Here is a 16,526-nt window from a genome sequence, read left to right as displayed (position 1 = left end):
CCCGCACCACCCACGACGGCCCGGTACCCCCGCGAGGGGTGCCGGGCCGTCGTGCGTGCCCGGCGGGGTCGTCTGGAAGGATCGGGGGATGCCCAGCGCCGCCGCCCGCCCGGACGTCGTGGTCCGACCCGCCCGCACGGGGGACGTCCGCGCCGTCCGGCGCCTCGTCGAGGAGTACGCGCGGCAGCGGATCCTGCTGGGCAAGGAGCTCATCACCCTCTACGAGGCCGTCCAGGAGTTCGTCGTCGCCGAGGCCGACGGCCGGGTCGTCGGGTGCGGCGCCCTGCACGTCCTGTGGGAGGACCTCGCCGAGGTCCGCACCCTCGCCGTGGACCCCGTCGTGCGCGGCACCGGGGCCGGTCACCTCATCCTGTCGGCCCTGCTGCGCAAGGCCGACGACCTCGGCGTGACCCGCCTGTTCTGCCTGACGTTCGAGAAGGCGTTCTTCGAGCGCCACGGGTTCACCGAGATCGAGGGCACGCCCGTCGAGCCCGACGTCTACGCCGAGATGCTCCGCAGCCACGACGAGGGCGTCGCCGAGTTCCTCGACCTGGCCCGCGTCAAACCGAACACGTTGGGCAACAGCCGGATGCTCAGGATCGCAGGAGGTGCGTCGTGACCACGTCGGTCATCGTCATGGGGGTCTCGGGCAGCGGGAAGACCACGCTCGCCACCGACCTCGCACGGGCCAGGGGCTGGACGTTCGCCGAGGGCGACGAGTTCCACTCCGCGGCCAACGTCGAGAAGATGCGCTCGGGGCACCCCCTCACCGACGAGGACCGCTGGCCCTGGCTGCGGTCCATCGCGGACTGGATCGGCGAGCGTGCCGCCGCGGGGGAGTCCGTCGTCGTGACCTGCTCGGCGCTCAAGCGCGTCTACCGCGACCTGCTGGCCGGCGCCGACCCGTCGGTGGTCTTCTGCGAGCTGCAGGTCCCCGACGAGGTGCTCGCCGACCGCATGGCCCACCGCGAGGGGCACTACATGCCCGCCTCGCTGCTGCGCAGCCAGCTCGACACCCTCGAGGACCTCGCCCCCGACGAGCGGGGGTTCCGGGTCCGGGTGCACGGTGGACCGGCTGACGTGCTCGACGAGGTGCTGCGCCACCTCTGAGCCCGGCGGCCGGGTCGCCCCCGGCGGAGGCGGTGGGCCGGGGTGTGGTTCCGTGGAGGCTGGTGCCGGACCTCGTCCGGTCGTCCGGTCGTCGTCCAGGAGTCGGGCAGGGAGCGTGGTGGACCTCCTCGTGAACCGCCGGGTGACGATCCCGGCCGCCGAGCTGCACGAACGGTTCTCCCGCGCCGGCGGCCCCGGGGGGCAGGGCGTCAACACCACCGACTCCCGGGTCGAGCTGTCCTTCGACCTGGCGCGCTCGCCGTCGGTGCCCGACGACCTGCGGGCCCGTGCGCTGGAACGGCTGCGCGGGCGGCTCGTGGACGGGGTCGTCACGGTCGTCGCCTCGGAGCACCGGGCGCAGCTGCGCAACCGCGCCACCGCCGCGGACCGGCTGCGGGTGCTGCTCGCCGAGGCGTTCGCGCCCGGCCCCCCGGCCCGGCGCGCGACGCGGCCCACGAAGGGGTCCCAGCGCCGCCGGCTGGAGGCCAAGGGCCGTCGCAGCGAGACCAAGCGCCTGCGCCGCGGTCACGACGACTGATCCCCGCCCCCGCGCCGCGGGTCAGGCGTGGGGGAGGCGGAAGCGGCCGTCGTCGAGGGGCTCGACGAGGCCGTCGGCCACCAGTCCGTCCAGGCACCGGGCCCGCTGCGCGGCGTCGTCCCAGCAGGCGGCGAGGTCCGCGGCGGTGACCGGGTCGGGGGAGCCGCGCAGGACCGCCAGCAGCCGGCCCCGCACCTGCCGGTCGGTCCCGGCCCACTTCTGCCCCCGGCGGGCGGGCCCGGTGTGCGGGGGGCGCCCGGCGAGCACCCACGCGCACCGGTCCAGCAGGGGGCACTCGTCGCAGCGGGGGGCGCGCGCGGTGCACACGAGCGCCCCGAGCTCCATGACGGCCACCGCCCAGCGGGCGGCCGTCGCCTCGTCGTCGGGCAGCAGGTCCACGGCCAGCCGGTGCTCGGCCGCGGTGAGCGAGGCGGCGGGCTCGGCGTCGCCGGTGACGGCGCGGGCGTGGACCCGGCGGACGTTGGTGTCGACGACGGCGTGCCGCCGGCCGAAGGCGAAGGAGGCCACCGCGGCCGCGGTGTACGCGCCCACGCCCGGCAGCGCAAGCAGTGCGGCGTGGTCGGCGGGCACCTGCCCGCCGTGCTCGTCGCGGATCGCGACGGCCGCGGCGTGCAGCCGCAGCGCGCGCCGCGGGTAGCCGAGCCGGTCCCACATCCGCACCGCCTCCCCGGGGGGTTCCGCGGCGAGGTCGGCGGGGGTGGGCCAGCGCTCCAGCCACGCCCGCCACTGCGGCAGGACCCGCGCGACGGGGGTCTGCTGCAGCATGACCTCGCTCACCAGCACCCCCCAGGGGGAGCAGGCCGGGTCGCGCCAGGGCAGCACGCGGGCGTGCCCGCTGTACCAGTCGAGCACCCGGGTGTGCAGCGCCGCCCGCGCGGCGGGCCCCTCAGCGGCAGTCGTCACGGCAGTCGTCGCGGCAGTCGTCGCGGCAGTCATCGGGCCGATCGTCGCACGGCGCGCCTCCACCGCCGGGCCGGGACCGACCCCTACCTTCGCTCCGGTGAGCAGCGTCCTGCACCCGGTCGGACCGGAGGACAAGGGCACGTACTGGCGACGACGCCTCGTAGTCATTCTTGCACTCGTAGTGATCGTCGTGCTGGCGGCCCTGGGGGTCCGCGCGCTGACCACCCCCGACGACGCCGCCGCTCAGCAACCGGCGAAGCTCGACCCCAGCACCGTGGCGACCACCACCGACCCCGCCACCGACCCCACGGACGCGCCCACGACGACCCCCACTGCCTCGGGCACCGCGACCGCGACGAGCACCGCCACCAGCAGCGGCGCCTGCTCCGACCAGTCGCTCAAGGCGACCCTGCGCACCAGTGCCACCACCTACGGCCCCGGCAAGGCCCCCAGCCTCGTGCTGACGGTCGAGAACACCTCGCAGACGACGTGCACCGTGGAGACCAGCAGCGCCGTCCGCGTGTTCACCATCACCGACGCCGGTGGGGCGCAGGTCTTCTCCACCGCCGACTGCCAGACGAAGAGCGACTCCGCCACCGACGAGCTCGCCCCCGGCGCCACCCGCTCCAAGACCACCGTCTGGTCGCGCCAGCACTCCGCGGCCGGGTGCCCCACCGGTCAGACCGCGGTCCCCGCCGGCAACTACACCGTCAACGCGAGCTGGGACGGCGTCACGGCCGAGCCCGTCACCTTCGCCCTGACCGACTGAGACCGGCTGGACCCGTCGGGATCAGACGTAGCGTTCGAGGATCGAACTCTCCGCCAGCCGCGACAGCCCCTCGCGCACAGCGCGGGCGCGCTGCTCCCCGACGCCGTCGACGGTCATCAGGTCGTCGATGCTCGCCGCGAGCAGCTTCTGCAGGTCCCCGAACTGGTCGACGAGCCGTTCCACGATCGCCCCGGGCAGGCGCGGGACCCGGTTCAGCAGCCGGAAACCGCGCGGGGACACGGCCGAGTCCAGCGAGTCGCCGCCGACGGAGAAACCCAGGACCCGCGCCACCGAGGCCAGGTCCACCAGGTCGGCGGACTGCAGGCCGGCCAGCGCCTCCAGCACCGCCTCCAGCGGCCCCTCGTGGCGGGAGGCCTCCAGGTAGTCGCGCACGACGAGCTCGCGGTCGGGGCCGACGCCGCCGACGAGCTCGTCGAGCTGCAGGGACAGCAACCGGCCGTCGACGCCGAGCTCGACCACGTAGCCGGAGATCTCGTCGGCGATGCGGGAGACCATCTCGATGCGCTGCACGACCGAGCAGACGTCGCGGACGGTCACGAGGTCCTCGATCTCGAGGGCCGACAGGGTGCCCGTCACCTCGTCCAGGCGGGCGCGGTACCGCTCCAGCGTCTGCAGGGCCTGGTTCGCTCGGCCCAGGATCGCGTCGGACCCCTCCAGCACGTACCGGCGGTTGCCGGTGTAGACCGCCACGATCCGCATCGACTGCGACACGGAGATCACCGGGAAACCGGTCTGCTTGGCGACGCGCTCGGCGGTGCGGTGCCGGGTGCCGGACTCGCTGGTCTCGATCGAGGAGTCCGGGACGAGCTGGACGGCGGCGCGGACGATGCGGGACGCGTCCCGGTCCAGCACGATCGCGCCGTCCATCTTCGCCAGCTCGCGCAGCCGCGTCGCGGAGAACTCGACGTCGAGGGCGAAACCGCCGGTCGACAGGGAGTCCACGAGCCGGTCGAAACCCAGGACGATGAGCGCGCCCGTCCGGCCGCGCAGGATGCGCTCGAGGCCGTCGCGCAGCTCCGTGCCCGGCGCGACGACCGCCAGCGTCGCCCGGAGGACCTCCTCGGGGGTGCGGTCCACCACCGGCCACCTCCGAACCTCACGCCGCGCCCGGGCGGCGTCAACTCGTCACGAACTCTCGCGCGGAGTCTAGCGGGGTACGCGTGTGACGGGTGGGTCGACGCTCAGCCGCGGTCCCGCTCCTCGCGCGGGGACCACTGCCGGACGGTGCGGACGGCGTCCAGCAGGGTCGGGACCTCGACGATCTCGGCCTTCACCTTCAGCCGCGCCACCGCCTCCGCCGTCCCGGGCGGCGCCAGGATCCGCCGCTGCCCCAGGCGGGCGGCCTCGGCGACGCGCTGCCCGAGCATCGTGACGCGCCGGATGTCCCCGGACAGCGACACCTCCCCGACGGCCGCGACGTCCAGCGGCACCGGGAAGCCGCCCGCGGCCGAGGCGATCGCCAGGCACACGGCCAGGTCCCCGCCGGGATCGGTCGAGCGCAGCCCGCCGACGGTCGCGGTGTAGACGTCCTGCTCCCACAGCCGCAGCCCCGCGCTGCCGTCGGTGACCGCGACCAGCATCGTGACGCGGGCCGAGTCCAGGCCGCTGACCCCGCGGCGGGGGTTGGGCGCCTTGGTGTGCGAGACCAGGGCCTGCATCTCGGTGATCAGGGGCCGCCGGCCCTCCACGGTGACGGTCAGGCACGTCCCGGGCACGGGCGCCTCCCGGGAGGCGCGGAACAGCGCGCTCGGGTCGGGGACCTCGACCATCCCGGCGTCGGTCTGCTCGAAGCAGGCGATCTCGTCGGCGGCCCCGTAGCGGTTCTTCACCGTCCGCAGCAGCCGCAGGGTCGTGTGCCGGTCGCCCTCCAGCGCCAGGGTCGTGTCGACCACGTGCTCCAGCGCGCGCGGCCCCGCGACCGTCGACTCCTTGGTGACCTGACCCACGAGGCAGTGCGCGATGCCGCGGGCCTTGGCCAGCCGGGTCAGCGTGGAGGCGACCTCCATCACCTGCGTCACCCCGCCGGCGCGGCCCTCGACGTCGCCGGAGGCCATCGTCTGCACCGAGTCCACGATGACCAGCGCGACGTCGTCGCCGAGGGCGTCCAGGTGCCCGATCGCCTCGGCCAGGTCGTTCGTGTCGGCGAGGTACAGGTGCTCGGACGTGGCGCCGACGCGCCGCGCGCGGGTGGCGATCTGCTCGACGGACTCCTCCCCGGACACGTACAGCACGGGCCGGCCGGTGGAGGCGGCCACCGTGTTCGCCGTCGTCAGCAGCAGCGTGCTCTTGCCCGCCCCCGGTTCCCCGGACAGCAGCAGCACCTGCCCCGGGACCAGCCCCCCGCCCAGGACGCGGTCGAACTCCGCCAGCCCCGTGCTGAGCCGCTCGCGCACCTCGGCGCGGGAGATCTCCGAGATCCGGCGGGCCGGGCGCACCGGGGCCGTGCCGGTGGCCGAGGAGCGCAGCCCGACGACCCGGGCCGCCCCCGCGACCTCCTCGACCGTCCCCCACGCCTGGCACTCCCCGCAGCGGCCGACCCACTTGGCCGTCGTCCACCCGCACTCGGCGCACTTGTACGAGGGGCGGGGCGGCTTCGCGGTGGTCTTGGCAGGCACCTGCGCACCGTAGGCGGCGGGTACGACACGGCCCCCCCACCGGTGCCGGTGGAGGGGCCGTGTCGGAGCGCCGGGCGAGCCCGGGAGGTGGTCAGGAGGCGTACAGCAGCTTCATCGTCGTCATGAGGATGCCCAGGACGGCCAGCACGAAGCTCGGCACGAAGGCGAGGATCGCGGCGCCGATGCTGTCGGTCTTGCGGTACAGCAGGTACGCGGAGAAGACCATGATCAGCGAGCCGACGAGCGTGAAGGCCAGCCCGATCGCGATCCGCGAGCCCGGCGCCGACTCGTAGGGGTCGGCCCCCAGCAGCAGCAGCGGCACGAGCGCGGACACGACGACGCCGACGACCCAGATGCCCAGGGCGACGACGGTGCCGCTGCTGGGCTTGGACCAGCGGATCGGGGCGATGGCCCGTTGTTCCTCGTGCCGGGTCGGCGGGGTGGCGTGCGCGCTCATGCCCCCATCATCCACGGTCCGGGCCCGCCGCGGCGACCCAGGGCGGCGCGCCGCCGGTGCGCCGCCCGGGTGAGGCCCCCTCCGGTCGCGCCCCCGGCCCGTCGACACCCCGGGGGTGAGCCGACCGCGACGAGCCGCCCCGCTCCTGCCCGCCCCCTTCGACGCCGGGCTGGAGCGGGAGTACGCGGCGGTCCGCAACGCCGCCCGCGCGCGCTGGTTCACGCCCACCGCGCTGCTCGGGCTCGCCTGCTTCGACGCCTACGCCCTCGTCGACCTCGCCCTGGCCCCGCAGGTCCTGGCGCTGTCGCTGACGCTGCGGCTGGCCGTCGTCACCCCCGTCGTGCTGCTGGGGCTGTGGTGGCGCGCCCGCCGGCTGCGCGAGCGTCCCGCCGCCGGGATCGACGGGCCGTTCGTCACCGCGGCCGCCGCGCTCGTCGTGCTCGTCCTGGCCCTCGTCCAGCACAGCGCCCCCGGCGCCCTGGGCGGGGCCTACTTCGCCGGGTCCTTCGTCGTCGTCGTCTTCTTCGGCACGATGCTGCGCAACGACGTCCGCTGGTCGGCGACCTGCCTGGTCACGATGCTCGCGGCCTTCGCCTGGGGCCAGAACCTCGTCGGCGCCGAGGCGGGGGCGACCGCGGTCGCCGCGCTGCTCGCCGTCGCGGTCAGCGGCGCCTTCGGGCTCGTCACCGCCGCCACCGTCGAGCGCGGCGACCGCGCCCGGTTCACGGCCCGCCGCCGCGAGCGGGAGCTGGCCGCCGAGCGCGAGCGCCTCCTCGCCGCGCTCGCCGAGGCCGCCGTCCGCGACGAGCTCACCGGCCTGCTGAACCGCCGCGGCCTGCTGGAGCGGGCCCCGCTGCACCGGCCCGTGGGCGTCCTGGTCCTCGACGTCGACCACTTCAAGGCCTACAACGACCGCTTCGGGCACCCGCAGGGCGACCGCTGCCTGGCGCTGGTGGCCGCGACCCTGGCCGCCCACGCGCGCCCCGGGGACGTCGTGGCGCGGCTGGGCGGGGAGGAGTTCGTCGTCCTCCTCGACGCCGACGGTGACCGTGACGGTGACGGCGACGAGGTCCTGGCCGCCGGGGAGCGGCTGCGCGCCGCCGTGCGCGACCTCGCGGTGCCCGCCGGGGACGGGCGCGTCGTCACCGTCAGCGTCGGCGCCGCCACCGGCCCGTGGGAGAGCGCGCTGGGGACCGCCGACCAGGCCCTGTACGCGGCCAAGGCGGCCGGGCGGGACACCGTCGTGAGGCAGGGGGTCGCGGCGTGAACCGCGCGCGGTGGGTGCGGCCCGGGGGAGCGCCGGACCGCCGCGGCGCGGGCGGTCGCGTTCAGAACGGGCGGTGCCGCAGCACCACGGCGTAGTCGACGCGGGTGCCCGCGTGCTCGGCGAGGACCGCGTCGGCCAGCCGCGGGGTGAACTCGATGCGCACCACGGCCTCCAGGTCGGCGCGGGAGTCGAACTCCCACGCCACGTCCAGCCGTTCGGTCGACCAGCCGCGCCGGGTGAAGAACCGGTCCACGGCGACCGCGTCGTAGCCCGGCAGCGACCGGGAGAACCAGCGCCCGAACGTCGAGCGGGTGGCGTCGTTGTCGACGACGAACGCCGTCCCGCCGCGCCGCACGACCCGGTCCAGCTCGGCCAGCCCCGGTTCGCACCCGGGCCCGAAGAAGTAGGCCCAGCGGGCGTGCACGACGTCGACGCTCGCGTCCGGCAGCGGCAGCGCACCCGCCTCGCCGTGCAGGACCCGCACCCCCGGCAGCCCGCGGACGCGGTGCAGCGCGCGGCGCAGCAGCGGCGGGTGCGGTTCGACGCCCGTGACCGACCGGGCGGTGGCCGCGAACCGGGGCAGGTGGAAACCCGTCCCGCAGCCGACGTCGAGGACGTCGAGCCCGGCCCAGTCGTGGACCCGGCGCATCGCGGCCTCGATCAGCTGACCGCGGTCGACGGCGAGGTTCTCGAGCTCGTACACGTCCGGGGAGCCCCAGACGTTGGGGCTGGGGATGACGGTGCTCACCGGGCGCCCCTCACCCCGGCGGGCGCAGACCGGCGCGGGCCCGGTCGGCGGGGTGGACGGTCAGCGGCAGCAGCCGGCGGTGCACCGACCCCGCGCGGGTGCGGGCCACCAGCGCCTCGCAGTGCCGGGCCAGCTCCTCGTAGGGGGCGTCGCCGATCATCTCCCGCAGCTCGTTCTCGCAGCTGCGGAACACCGGCCGCTGCCCGACGTGGGCGGCGGGGTTGCCCGTGCAGTACCAGTCGAGGTCGTGCCCGCCCTCGCCCCAGCCGCGGCGGTCGTACTCGGCGATGCTGACCTCGAGGTACTCGGTGCCGTCGCCGCGGGTCACCGTCCGGTAGGAGCGCTTCAGCGGCAGCTGCCAGCAGACGTCGGGCTTGTACTCCAGCGGGTCCACGCCGTCGCGCAGGGCCTGCAGGTGCAGCGCGCAGCCCGCGCCGGCGGGGAACCCGGGGCGGTTGGCCAGGACGCAGCCGCCCTCGTGGACGCGGGTCTTGCGGGCCCCGTCCTCCACCTCGGTCCAGCCGTGCGCGCGCCCCTCGTCGTGGAACTGCCAGACCTCCGGGGTCAGCCGGGCCACGACCCGCGCGACGCGCTCCTCGTCGGCGTCCTCGGTGAAGTGCGCGCCGAGGGCGCAGCAGCCGACGTCGGGGCGGTCGGCGTAGATGCCGGGGCAGCCGGCGCCGAAGATGCACGTGTAGTCGCTCGTGAGCCACGTCAGGTCGACGCGGTACACGGTCGCGGGCTGCTGCTCGGGGTCGGCGGGGTCCGTGGCGTCCGCGACGTCCTGCGGGTCGGGGAACTCCAGCCACAGGCGGGCGGTGTCCAGCGGGGTCTCGACGCTCACCGGTGCAGGGTAAGCACGCCGCGCGGCCCGCCGGTGCGCCTCGCGCCCGTCCGGAGCACCGCGCCGGGGCCAGTAGGGTCGCGGCGTGCGCTTGGGTGTCCTGGACGTGGGCAGCAACACTGTCCACCTGCTGATCGTCGATGCCCACCCGGGGGCCCACCCCCTGCCGGCGAACTCGCTGCGCCGGCTGCTGCGGCTGGCCGAGCACCTCACCCCCGACGGCGCGATCGACGACTCCGGGGTCGCCGCCCTCACCAGCGCCGTCACCGCCGCGACCGCGGCCGCCGAGGACGCCGGGGTCGAGGAGCTGCTGGCCTTCGCGACCTCCGCCGTGCGCGAGGCCGTCAACGGCGAGCAGGTGCTCGACCACGTCGAGGCCCGGACCGGGGTCCGCCTGCAGGTCCTGCCCGGCACCGCCGAGGCCGACCTGACGTTCCTGGCCGTGCGCCGCTGGTTCGGCTGGTCCTCCGGCCGGCTGCTCGGCCTCGACATCGGCGGCGGCTCCCTGGAGATCGCCGCCGGGCTCGACGAGGCCCCCGACGTCTCCTTCTCGCTGCCGCTGGGGGCCGGCCGGCTGACCCGCGACCGGCTCGCGGGGGACCCGCCGCCGGCCGAGGCCGTGCGCGACGTGCGCCGCTACGTCCGGCAGCAGATCGCCTCCCGCGTGCGCGACGTCACCCGCGCCGGGACCCCCGACCGGGTCGTGGTGACGTCGAAGACGTTCCGCAGCCTGGCCCGGCTGACCGGCGCGGCCCCCGCCGAGGAGGGCCCGATGGTGCGCCGGGTGCTGCGGCGCGACGACCTGGCCCCCTGGGTCCCGCGGCTGGCGGAGATGACGTTCAAGCAGCGCGCCGAGCTGCCCGGCGTCAGCGAGGAGCGCGCCCCGCAGCTGCTGGCCGGGGCGCTGGTGGCCGAGGCCGCGTTCGAGCTGCTGGGCGTCGAGGAGGCCCTCGTGTGCCCCTGGGCGCTGCGCGAGGGGATCATCCTGCGCCGCCTGGACGCCTTCACCGCCGACAGCGCGGCGGGGTCGGGTCTCTAGCGTGGTGGGCACGGACCTCGCGCCCGCGCAGGGGCGGATCGCGGTCGGTCTCTCGACCTCCTGCTCCTACCCGGAGTCGACGACGGCGGCGTTCGAGATCGCCGCCCGGCTCGGCTACGACGGCGTGGAGGTCCTGGTCTGGACCGACCCGGTGAGCCAGGACGCGGCCGCGCTGCACCGCCTCGTGGAGCACTACGGCGTGCCCGTCGTGTCGGTGCACGCCCCGACGCTGCTGCTGACGCAGGGCACCTGGGGCCGGGACCCGTGGGGGAAGCTGGAGCGTTCCGCCGAGCTCGCCGCCTCCCTGGGGGCCGGTACCGTCGTGGTGCACCCGCCGTTCCGCTGGCAGCGCGAGTACGCCGCCGGGTTCGTCGACGGCGTCGCGGCGCTGGAGGACCGCACGGGCGTGGTCATGGCCGTGGAGAACATGTTCCCCTGGCGCGCCCGGGGCCGTGAGCTCGTCGCCTACGCGCCGGGCTGGGACCCCACCGGCGTCGGCTACCGGCACCTCACCCTCGACTACTCGCACGCCGCGACGGCCGGCCAGGACTGCGCCGAGCTGACCCGCGCCTTCGGCGACCGGCTCGCGCACGTGCACCTGTGCGACGGCACCGGGTCGGTCAAGGACGAGCACCTGGTGCCCGGCGACGGCTCCCAGCCCGTCGCGGCGGCGCTGGCCGCGCTGGCGCGCGGCGGTTTCGGCGGCACGGTGGTCGCCGAGGTGAACACCCGCCGGGCCCGCGGCCGCGCGGCGCGCGAGAGCGCGCTGACCCGCACCCTGGAGTTCGCCCGCGAGCACCTGGCCCGGGCGCCGGGAGCCACCGCGTGAGCGGGACGGGGACGGCGGACGAGACGACCGACGGGAAGGTGCAGGCGTGAGGCTGGCTCTGGTGGGTGCGGGGGTCATGGGGCAGACGCTCCTGGGCGGGCTGCTGCGCGCCGGTCGCGACCCGGACGAGGTCCTGGTCGTGGACCGCCGCGCCGGGCGCGGGCAGGAGCTGCACGAGCGGTTCGGGGTGCGCGTCGTCGACGACGTCGCCGCCGTCCGCGGGGCCCGGACGGTGCTGCTGGCGGTCAAGCCGCAGGACCTGCCGGCCCTGCTGGACTCGATCGCGCCGCACCTGTCCGACGACGCCCTCGTGGTCTCCCTCGCGGCCGGCGTCACGACGGCCGCGATCGAGGCCCGGCTGCGCGCCGGCACCGCGGTCGTGCGGGTCATGCCGAACACCCCCTCCCTGGTCGACGAGGGCATGGCGGCGCTCGCGGCGGGCGCGGCCTGCGCGGACTCCCAGCTGGCCGAGGCCGAGGACCTGCTGCGCTCGTGCGGGCGGACGGTCGTGCTGGCCGAGAAGCACCTGGACGCGGTGACGGCGCTGAGCGGGTCCGGCCCGGCGTACGTCTTCTACGTGGTGGAGGCCATGGTCGAGGCGGGGGTGCTGCTGGGGCTGCCGCGGGCGACGGCGACCGAGCTGGTCGTGCAGACCGTCGTGGGGGCCGGGGCGATGCTGCGCGAGACGGGGCAGCACCCGACGGTGCTGCGCGAGCAGGTCACCTCACCGGCCGGGACGACCGCGGCGGCGTTGCGGCAGCTGGACGACTCCGGGGTGCGGGCGGCCCTGATCTCCGCGGTGGAGGCCGCCGCGGACCGGTCGAAGCAACTGTCGGGGAGCTGACGTGTCCGAACCGTCGCGCGACGAGGTGCAGGTCGTCTGGGACCCGGTGTTCAACGGCTACGACTTCGGCCGCTGGCACCCGATGGCGCCGATCCGGCTGGAGCTGACGGCCCGGCTGTGCGCGCAGCTGGGGCTGTTCGACCGGCCGGGGGTGAGGGTCGTGGGCGCCGAGCCGGCCGACGACGAGCTCCTGACGACGGTCCACGACCGCGCGTACGTCGAGGCCGTCAAGGCCGCCTCGGCGGACCCGCGGCAGGCCCAGGAGGTCTTCGGCCTGGGCACCGAGGACGACCCCGCGTTCCCGGGCATGCACGAGGCGGCGGCCCGGATCGTGGGCGGGTCGGTCGACCTGGGCCGGGCGCTGGTGGCCGGGCGGGTGCGGCACGGCGTCAACTTCACCGGTGGCATGCACCACGCGAAACCGGGCTGCGCCAGCGGCTTCTGCGTCTACAACGACGCGGCGGCGGCCATCGTGGCGATGCTGCGCGAGGGGGCCGAGCGGATCGTCTACGTCGACCTGGACTGCCACCACGGCGACGGCACGGAGGCGGCGTTCTGGGACGACCCGCGGGTGCTGACGGTCAGCGTCCACGAGTCCGGGACCACGCTGTTCCCGGGGACGGGGTTCGCCGACGAGCTGGGCGGGCCGGACGCGCTGGGCGGCGCGGTGAACCTGGCCCTGCCGGCCCGGACGGGCGACGCGGGCTGGCTGCGCGCGGTGCACGCCGTCGTGCCTCCGCTGGTGCGGGCGTTCGCCCCGGACGTCCTGGTGACCCAGCACGGCTGCGACACGCACACCCTGGACCCGCTGGGGCACCTGCAGGTGTCGGTGGACGCGCAGCGGGTGGCGGCGGCGTCGATGCACGCGCTGGCCCACGAGGCGAGCGGGGGCCGCTGGCTGGCGCTGGGCGGCGGGGGGTACGAGGTCGTCGACGTGGTGCCGCGGACGTGGGCCCACCTGGTCGCGGAGGCGTCGGGGCAGCCGCTGGCGCCGGGCACGCCGCTGCCCGCGGCGTGGCGCGCGCACGTGCGGGAGGCGTTCGGCCGGGAGGCCCCGCCGACGATGACGGACGGTGAGCCCGGGACGTTCACGGGCTGGGAGTCGGGCTACGACCCGGACGACGCGGTGGACCGGGCGATCCTCGCGACGCGGCGGGCGGCGTTCCCGCTGCACGGCCTGGACCCGGACTTCGACTGAACGGCCCGGGAATTTACGGAGCGTAAGTGCTGGTCACGGCCTGTTTAGATCACTCTGTGTGACTTTTCGGACACGGAGATCTTCCACGCACGTCACACGTGCCCCTACAGTGGACTGTGAACGCGCCCCCACCGGGCCGTCCGCGGGGGACGGTGCGCAACGGCGCGCGAACTGAAGGGTGCTGTGGGGATGCCTGAGGATCGCCCGCTGTCCGAGGTCCGGTTCCTGACCGTGGCCGAGGTCGCGTCGATGATGCGCGTGTCGAAGATGACGGTGTACCGCCTGGTGCACAACGGGGAGCTGCCCGCCGTGCGGGTCGGCCGCTCCTTCCGCGTGCCCGAGGACGCCGTCCACGAGTACCTGCGCCAGTCCTACATCGACACGGCCTGAGGGGCGGGGACGTCGGCGCGCGACACTCCGGGCGCGCGCGGGCAGGTAGACTCGGGAACGGTCTGCCGCTCACGGGCGGCACGTCCGTCCGCCGGTGGTCCTCCCGCAGTCCGGGTGGCCGCCGGGTCGACGGGCAAGCAACCAGCCGTATCGAGTGAGCGAGGACCCCTTGGGCTCTGTCATCAAGAAGCGTCGCAAGCGCATGGCGAAGAAGAAGCACCGCAAGCTGCTCCGCCGCACGCGCCACCAGCGCCGCAACAAGAAGTGATGTGCTGAAGGGCGGGCCCCCGGTCGGGGGCCCGCCCTTCGTGCGTCCGGGGGGCGACCGCCCCGGCCGGTCAGGTGCAGGTGACGGCGGGGACGGCGGTGCTGCCGGTCGCGGCGAGCTGGTAGCCGAACGTCGTCGTGCCGCCGGCGGCCAGCGACCCGTTGTACGGCAGGTTGCGCACCGTCAGGGTCCGGCCCGACTGCGTCCAGGAGCCGTTCCACAGGTTCGTCACCGTCTGCCCCGCGGGCAGCGTCGCGACGGCCGTCCAGCCCGTGCGGGCGTCGGTGCCGTTGGTGACGGTGACGGTCTGCACGGCGCCGCCGTCCCAGGCCGCCTCGGTGCGGGGCACCGCCGAGCAGACCGGGCGGCCCGACGTCGGGCGGGTCGAGCGGGTCACGGTCGGCACGGCCGTCGCGGTGGGCGCGGCGGTGGGCGTCCCGGTGGCGGGCGCGGTGGGCGTGGTCGTCGCCGTCGGCGCGGGCGCCGCCGGACCGGTGCCGGCGGAGAACGACGTCACCGCCAGGCCCGTCCCGCCGGTCCACGGCTCGAACCCGGCCTGCACGCTCGTGAGGTACCAGGAGCGGTCCACCCAGCCGCGGGCGAGGGCGTCGTCGAAGAAGGTGCTCACCGCGAACTCCAGCGTCGCCGTCGGCGTCTGCCGGACGTAGGAGACGACGTTCCAGCCGGTGTTGCCGAACCAGACGTCCCAGGTCGCGCCGGCCAGCGTCACGGTGCCGACCTTGCTGCCGACCGGCTGCGGGCGGCCGGCGTGGTTGAGCCACACCATGACCTCGGCGCCGGTGTTCTGGCCGTCGGTGCGCGGTGTCGGGTCGAACCACAGGTCGTACGCGGCGTCCCACTCGCCCCTCGCGGGGTAGGTCATGGCCACGCTCGTCCGGATCGAGCCGAACGTGCTGCCGGCGGCCGGCACGGGGGAGAACCCGGGCGTGCAGTCCGCGTAGTGGCAGCCCCAGTAGATCGACGGGTAGCTCTTGGGCGCACCGGTCGTGGGGGCGGTGCCGTCGGCCCGCGTGACCGTGAACCCGGTGGCGGTGGGCTCGATGCACTGCTGGGCCGAGGTGCCCCACCGGTTGTTCTGGATGCGGTAGCGGCCGTCGGCGGTGGTCGCCTTGGCGTACTGGTCGCACAGCGCCGTCGCGGCGGCCGCCGGCGGGGTGTCCAGGGCGGCGACGGTGGTGGCGGCGCCCGCGACGAGGGCGGTGACGGCCGCGACCGCCCCGATCCGGGGTCCGACGGTGGCGGCGAGGGCACGGGCGCTGGGCACCCCGCTGTCTCGGTCCCCGGGCCCGGCACCTTGAGGGCTGCAGGGTGTGGTGTGCGTCACACTCACTTCCTCACCGGCGGCGGGCCAGGCCGGCGACGACCACGACGACGGCGGCGCCCGCGGCCACGCCCCGGACGGGGACCGTCCAGCGGGCCAGGTGCCACCACGAGCGGAACTCGTGGACGGGCCAGGCGTGCGCGGCGGCGTGCCGCCGCAGGGCGCGGTCGGGGTTCACGGCCGCGGGCGAGCCGACCAGCGTGAGCAGCGGCAGGTCGTTGGCGGAGTCGGAGTAGGCGGCGCAGCGCCGCAGGTCGAAGCCGTGGCGCTGCGCCAGGGCGCGCACGGCGTCGGCCTTGGCCTGCCCGTGCAGGGGCTCGCCGAGCAGCCGCCCGGTGTAGGTGCCGTCGACCGACTCGGCGACCGTGCCGAGGGCGCCGGTCATGCCCAGGCGCCGGGCGACGACGTCGGCCAGCTCGACGGGGGCGGCCGTGACGAGCCAGACGGGCGTGCCCGCGCGCAGGTGCTCCCGGGTCAGGGCCCGGGTGCCGGCGCTGACGTCGGCCTCGAGGTGCTCGTCCCAGACCTCCTCGCCGATCCGCCGGATCTCGGCCGTGGTGTGCCCGGCCACGAAGGCCAGCGCCAGCTCGCGGACCTCGCCCAGGTGCCCGAGGTGCTCGCCGCGCAGCGCGAAGTGCGCCGCCCGGCGGGCGAAGCGCTGCAGCTCGCGGCGGGAGAAGAAGCCGCGCGCGGCCAGGCCGCGGGCGAGGTGGAACAGCGAGGCCCCGCGGACCACCGTGCCGTCGAGGTCGAAGAACGCCGCGTCGACCCGTGGGCCCACCGCGCCGACCGGTGCTGGGCTGCGGCGGGGCACTGCGGCATCGTAGGCCGCGACGACGGCGGGAGGGGGACGCGTGGCCGAGGTGGGCGAGCGCGCCGACGCGCGGGTGGTGCTGGTCTCGCGGGTGGGCTGCCACCTGTGCGACGCCGGTCGCGAGGTCGTGCGCGCGGTCGCGGCGGCCGAGGGCGTCGCATGGGCCGAGGTCGACGTGGACGCCGACCCCGACCTGCTGCGGCGGTTCTCCGACAAGGTCCCGGTGGTGCTCGTCGACGGCGCCGAGCGCGACTTCGGGCGGCTGGACGCGGAGCGGCTGCGCGCGGCGCTGGCCGGTCGCCGCTGGTGGCGCCGCCGGCGGTCCTGACGGGCGTCGCCGTCAGTCAGGTGAGCCTCACCTACCTGTGAAGCCGCAGCTCAGGGGCACGTGGCGCTCGTCACGCCCACCCGCCACGACTTTGTGCATGGGTTCACAAGAGCCTAGGCTGCTGGCGCACGACCAGGGCTCCCGGGTCCCTCCGGAGCCTGGAACGACGCGTACGAGGATG

20 protein-coding genes are annotated in these 16,526 nt (G+C 75.8%); 12 read left to right on the top strand and 8 right to left on the bottom strand.

Annotation, left to right across the window (positions count from 1 at the left end; all coding sequences use genetic code 11):
• Positions 1–88 precede the first annotated feature (88 nt).
• The 3 genes from ACRYRX_RS03075 to arfB all read left to right on the top strand — a co-directional run bounded on the left by ACRYRX_RS03075 (position 89) and on the right by arfB (position 1,648).
• On the top strand, positions 89–619 hold the full coding sequence (locus ACRYRX_RS03075; RefSeq protein WP_432510332.1) for an amino-acid N-acetyltransferase: 531 nt from the start codon (positions 89–91) through the stop codon (positions 617–619).
• A 17-nt stretch (positions 620–636) separates the two neighbouring features.
• Positions 637–1,110, top strand: coding sequence for a gluconokinase (locus ACRYRX_RS03070; RefSeq protein WP_432510472.1), 474 nt, complete (start codon positions 637–639; stop codon positions 1,108–1,110).
• A 118-nt stretch (positions 1,111–1,228) separates the two neighbouring features.
• Positions 1,229–1,648 (top strand): alternative ribosome rescue aminoacyl-tRNA hydrolase ArfB, encoded by a 420-nt coding sequence (arfB, locus tag ACRYRX_RS03065; protein WP_432510331.1) that lies wholly within the window; start codon positions 1,229–1,231, stop codon positions 1,646–1,648.
• A 21-nt stretch (positions 1,649–1,669) separates the two neighbouring features.
• On the opposite strand, the gene ACRYRX_RS03060 is transcribed toward arfB, so the two are convergent.
• Positions 1,670–2,605, bottom strand: coding sequence for an HhH-GPD family protein (locus ACRYRX_RS03060; RefSeq protein ID WP_432510330.1), 936 nt, complete (start codon positions 2,603–2,605; stop codon positions 1,670–1,672).
• A 64-nt stretch (positions 2,606–2,669) separates the two neighbouring features.
• On the opposite strand from ACRYRX_RS03060, the gene ACRYRX_RS03055 reads away from it, so the two are divergent.
• Entirely contained in the window at positions 2,670–3,341 is a 672-nt protein-coding gene (locus ACRYRX_RS03055; protein WP_432510329.1) for a hypothetical protein, read from the top strand.
• Positions 3,342–3,362: 21 nt separating this feature from the next.
• Here ACRYRX_RS03055 and disA read toward each other — a convergent pair whose 3' ends face one another.
• The 3 genes from disA to ACRYRX_RS03040 form a co-directional block, all read right to left on the bottom strand.
• The gene (gene disA / locus ACRYRX_RS03050) at positions 3,363–4,442 is read right to left on the bottom strand and encodes a DNA integrity scanning diadenylate cyclase DisA (RefSeq protein ID WP_432510328.1); all 1,080 of its coding nucleotides are present in this window, start codon (positions 4,440–4,442) and stop codon (positions 3,363–3,365) included.
• Positions 4,443–4,543: 101 nt separating this feature from the next.
• Positions 4,544–5,977, bottom strand: a complete 1,434-nt coding sequence (gene radA / locus ACRYRX_RS03045; protein WP_432510327.1) for a DNA repair protein RadA — start codon at positions 5,975–5,977, stop codon at positions 4,544–4,546.
• Positions 5,978–6,068: 91 nt separating this feature from the next.
• Entirely contained in the window at positions 6,069–6,434 is a 366-nt protein-coding gene (locus ACRYRX_RS03040; protein ID WP_432510326.1) for a hypothetical protein, read from the bottom strand.
• Between the two features lie 115 nt (positions 6,435–6,549).
• Here ACRYRX_RS03040 and ACRYRX_RS03035 point away from each other — a divergent pair, with 115 nt between their 5' ends.
• Positions 6,550–7,701, top strand: a complete 1,152-nt coding sequence (locus ACRYRX_RS03035) for a GGDEF domain-containing protein (RefSeq protein ID WP_432510325.1) — start codon at positions 6,550–6,552, stop codon at positions 7,699–7,701.
• 61 nt (positions 7,702–7,762) lie between these two features.
• Here ACRYRX_RS03035 and ACRYRX_RS03030 read toward each other — a convergent pair whose 3' ends face one another.
• Both ACRYRX_RS03030 and ACRYRX_RS03025 read right to left on the bottom strand, forming a co-directional pair.
• Entirely contained in the window at positions 7,763–8,449 is a 687-nt protein-coding gene (locus ACRYRX_RS03030) for a class I SAM-dependent methyltransferase (protein WP_432510324.1), read from the bottom strand.
• Positions 8,450–8,459: 10 nt separating this feature from the next.
• A complete protein-coding gene (locus ACRYRX_RS03025) occupies positions 8,460–9,293 on the bottom strand; it encodes a hypothetical protein (RefSeq protein WP_432510323.1) in 834 nt (277 codons plus the stop codon).
• 85 nt (positions 9,294–9,378) lie between these two features.
• On the opposite strand from ACRYRX_RS03025, the gene ACRYRX_RS03020 reads away from it, so the two are divergent.
• From ACRYRX_RS03020 to ACRYRX_RS02995, 6 genes are all read left to right on the top strand, one after another.
• Entirely contained in the window at positions 9,379–10,332 is a 954-nt protein-coding gene (locus ACRYRX_RS03020) for a Ppx/GppA family phosphatase (RefSeq protein ID WP_432510322.1), read from the top strand.
• A gap of 1 nt (position 10,333) precedes the next feature.
• A complete protein-coding gene (locus tag ACRYRX_RS03015; RefSeq protein WP_432510321.1) occupies positions 10,334–11,161 on the top strand; it encodes a sugar phosphate isomerase/epimerase family protein in 828 nt (275 codons plus the stop codon).
• A gap of 46 nt (positions 11,162–11,207) precedes the next feature.
• The gene (proC, locus tag ACRYRX_RS03010; RefSeq protein ID WP_432510320.1) at positions 11,208–12,005 is read left to right on the top strand and encodes a pyrroline-5-carboxylate reductase; all 798 of its coding nucleotides are present in this window, start codon (positions 11,208–11,210) and stop codon (positions 12,003–12,005) included.
• Position 12,006: 1 nt separating this feature from the next.
• A complete protein-coding gene (locus ACRYRX_RS03005; RefSeq protein WP_432510319.1) occupies positions 12,007–13,203 on the top strand; it encodes an acetoin utilization protein AcuC in 1,197 nt (398 codons plus the stop codon).
• A 189-nt stretch (positions 13,204–13,392) separates the two neighbouring features.
• Positions 13,393–13,593 carry a helix-turn-helix domain-containing protein gene (locus tag ACRYRX_RS03000; RefSeq protein WP_179750884.1) on the top strand — a complete coding sequence of 67 codons (201 nt, stop codon included), beginning with the start codon at positions 13,393–13,395 and terminating at the stop codon, positions 13,591–13,593.
• A gap of 169 nt (positions 13,594–13,762) precedes the next feature.
• Positions 13,763–13,861, top strand: a complete 99-nt coding sequence (locus tag ACRYRX_RS02995; RefSeq protein ID WP_012085056.1) for a 30S ribosomal protein bS22 — start codon at positions 13,763–13,765, stop codon at positions 13,859–13,861.
• Between the two features lie 70 nt (positions 13,862–13,931).
• On the opposite strand, the gene ACRYRX_RS02990 is transcribed toward ACRYRX_RS02995, so the two are convergent.
• Together ACRYRX_RS02990 and ACRYRX_RS02985 are read right to left on the bottom strand one after the other, a co-directional pair.
• Complete coding sequence (locus ACRYRX_RS02990; RefSeq protein ID WP_432510318.1) at positions 13,932–15,146, bottom strand: GH12 family glycosyl hydrolase domain-containing protein; 1,215 nt, start codon at positions 15,144–15,146, stop codon at positions 13,932–13,934.
• A gap of 70 nt (positions 15,147–15,216) precedes the next feature.
• A complete protein-coding gene (locus ACRYRX_RS02985) occupies positions 15,217–16,233 on the bottom strand; it encodes an HAD family hydrolase (protein ID WP_432510317.1) in 1,017 nt (338 codons plus the stop codon).
• Here ACRYRX_RS02985 and ACRYRX_RS02980 point away from each other — a divergent pair.
• The gene (locus ACRYRX_RS02980; RefSeq protein ID WP_432510316.1) at positions 16,145–16,345 is read left to right on the top strand and encodes a glutaredoxin family protein; all 201 of its coding nucleotides are present in this window, start codon (positions 16,145–16,147) and stop codon (positions 16,343–16,345) included. The genes ACRYRX_RS02985 and ACRYRX_RS02980 overlap by 89 nt on opposite strands.
• Positions 16,346–16,526 lie beyond the last annotated feature (181 nt).

The organism is Kineococcus lubricus (assembly GCF_050871965.1).
GTDB lineage: Bacteria > Actinomycetota > Actinomycetes > Actinomycetales > Kineococcaceae > Kineococcus.
The sequence above is the reverse complement of the archived record's forward strand: the minus strand, read 5'-3'. Positions and strand labels throughout refer to the sequence as shown.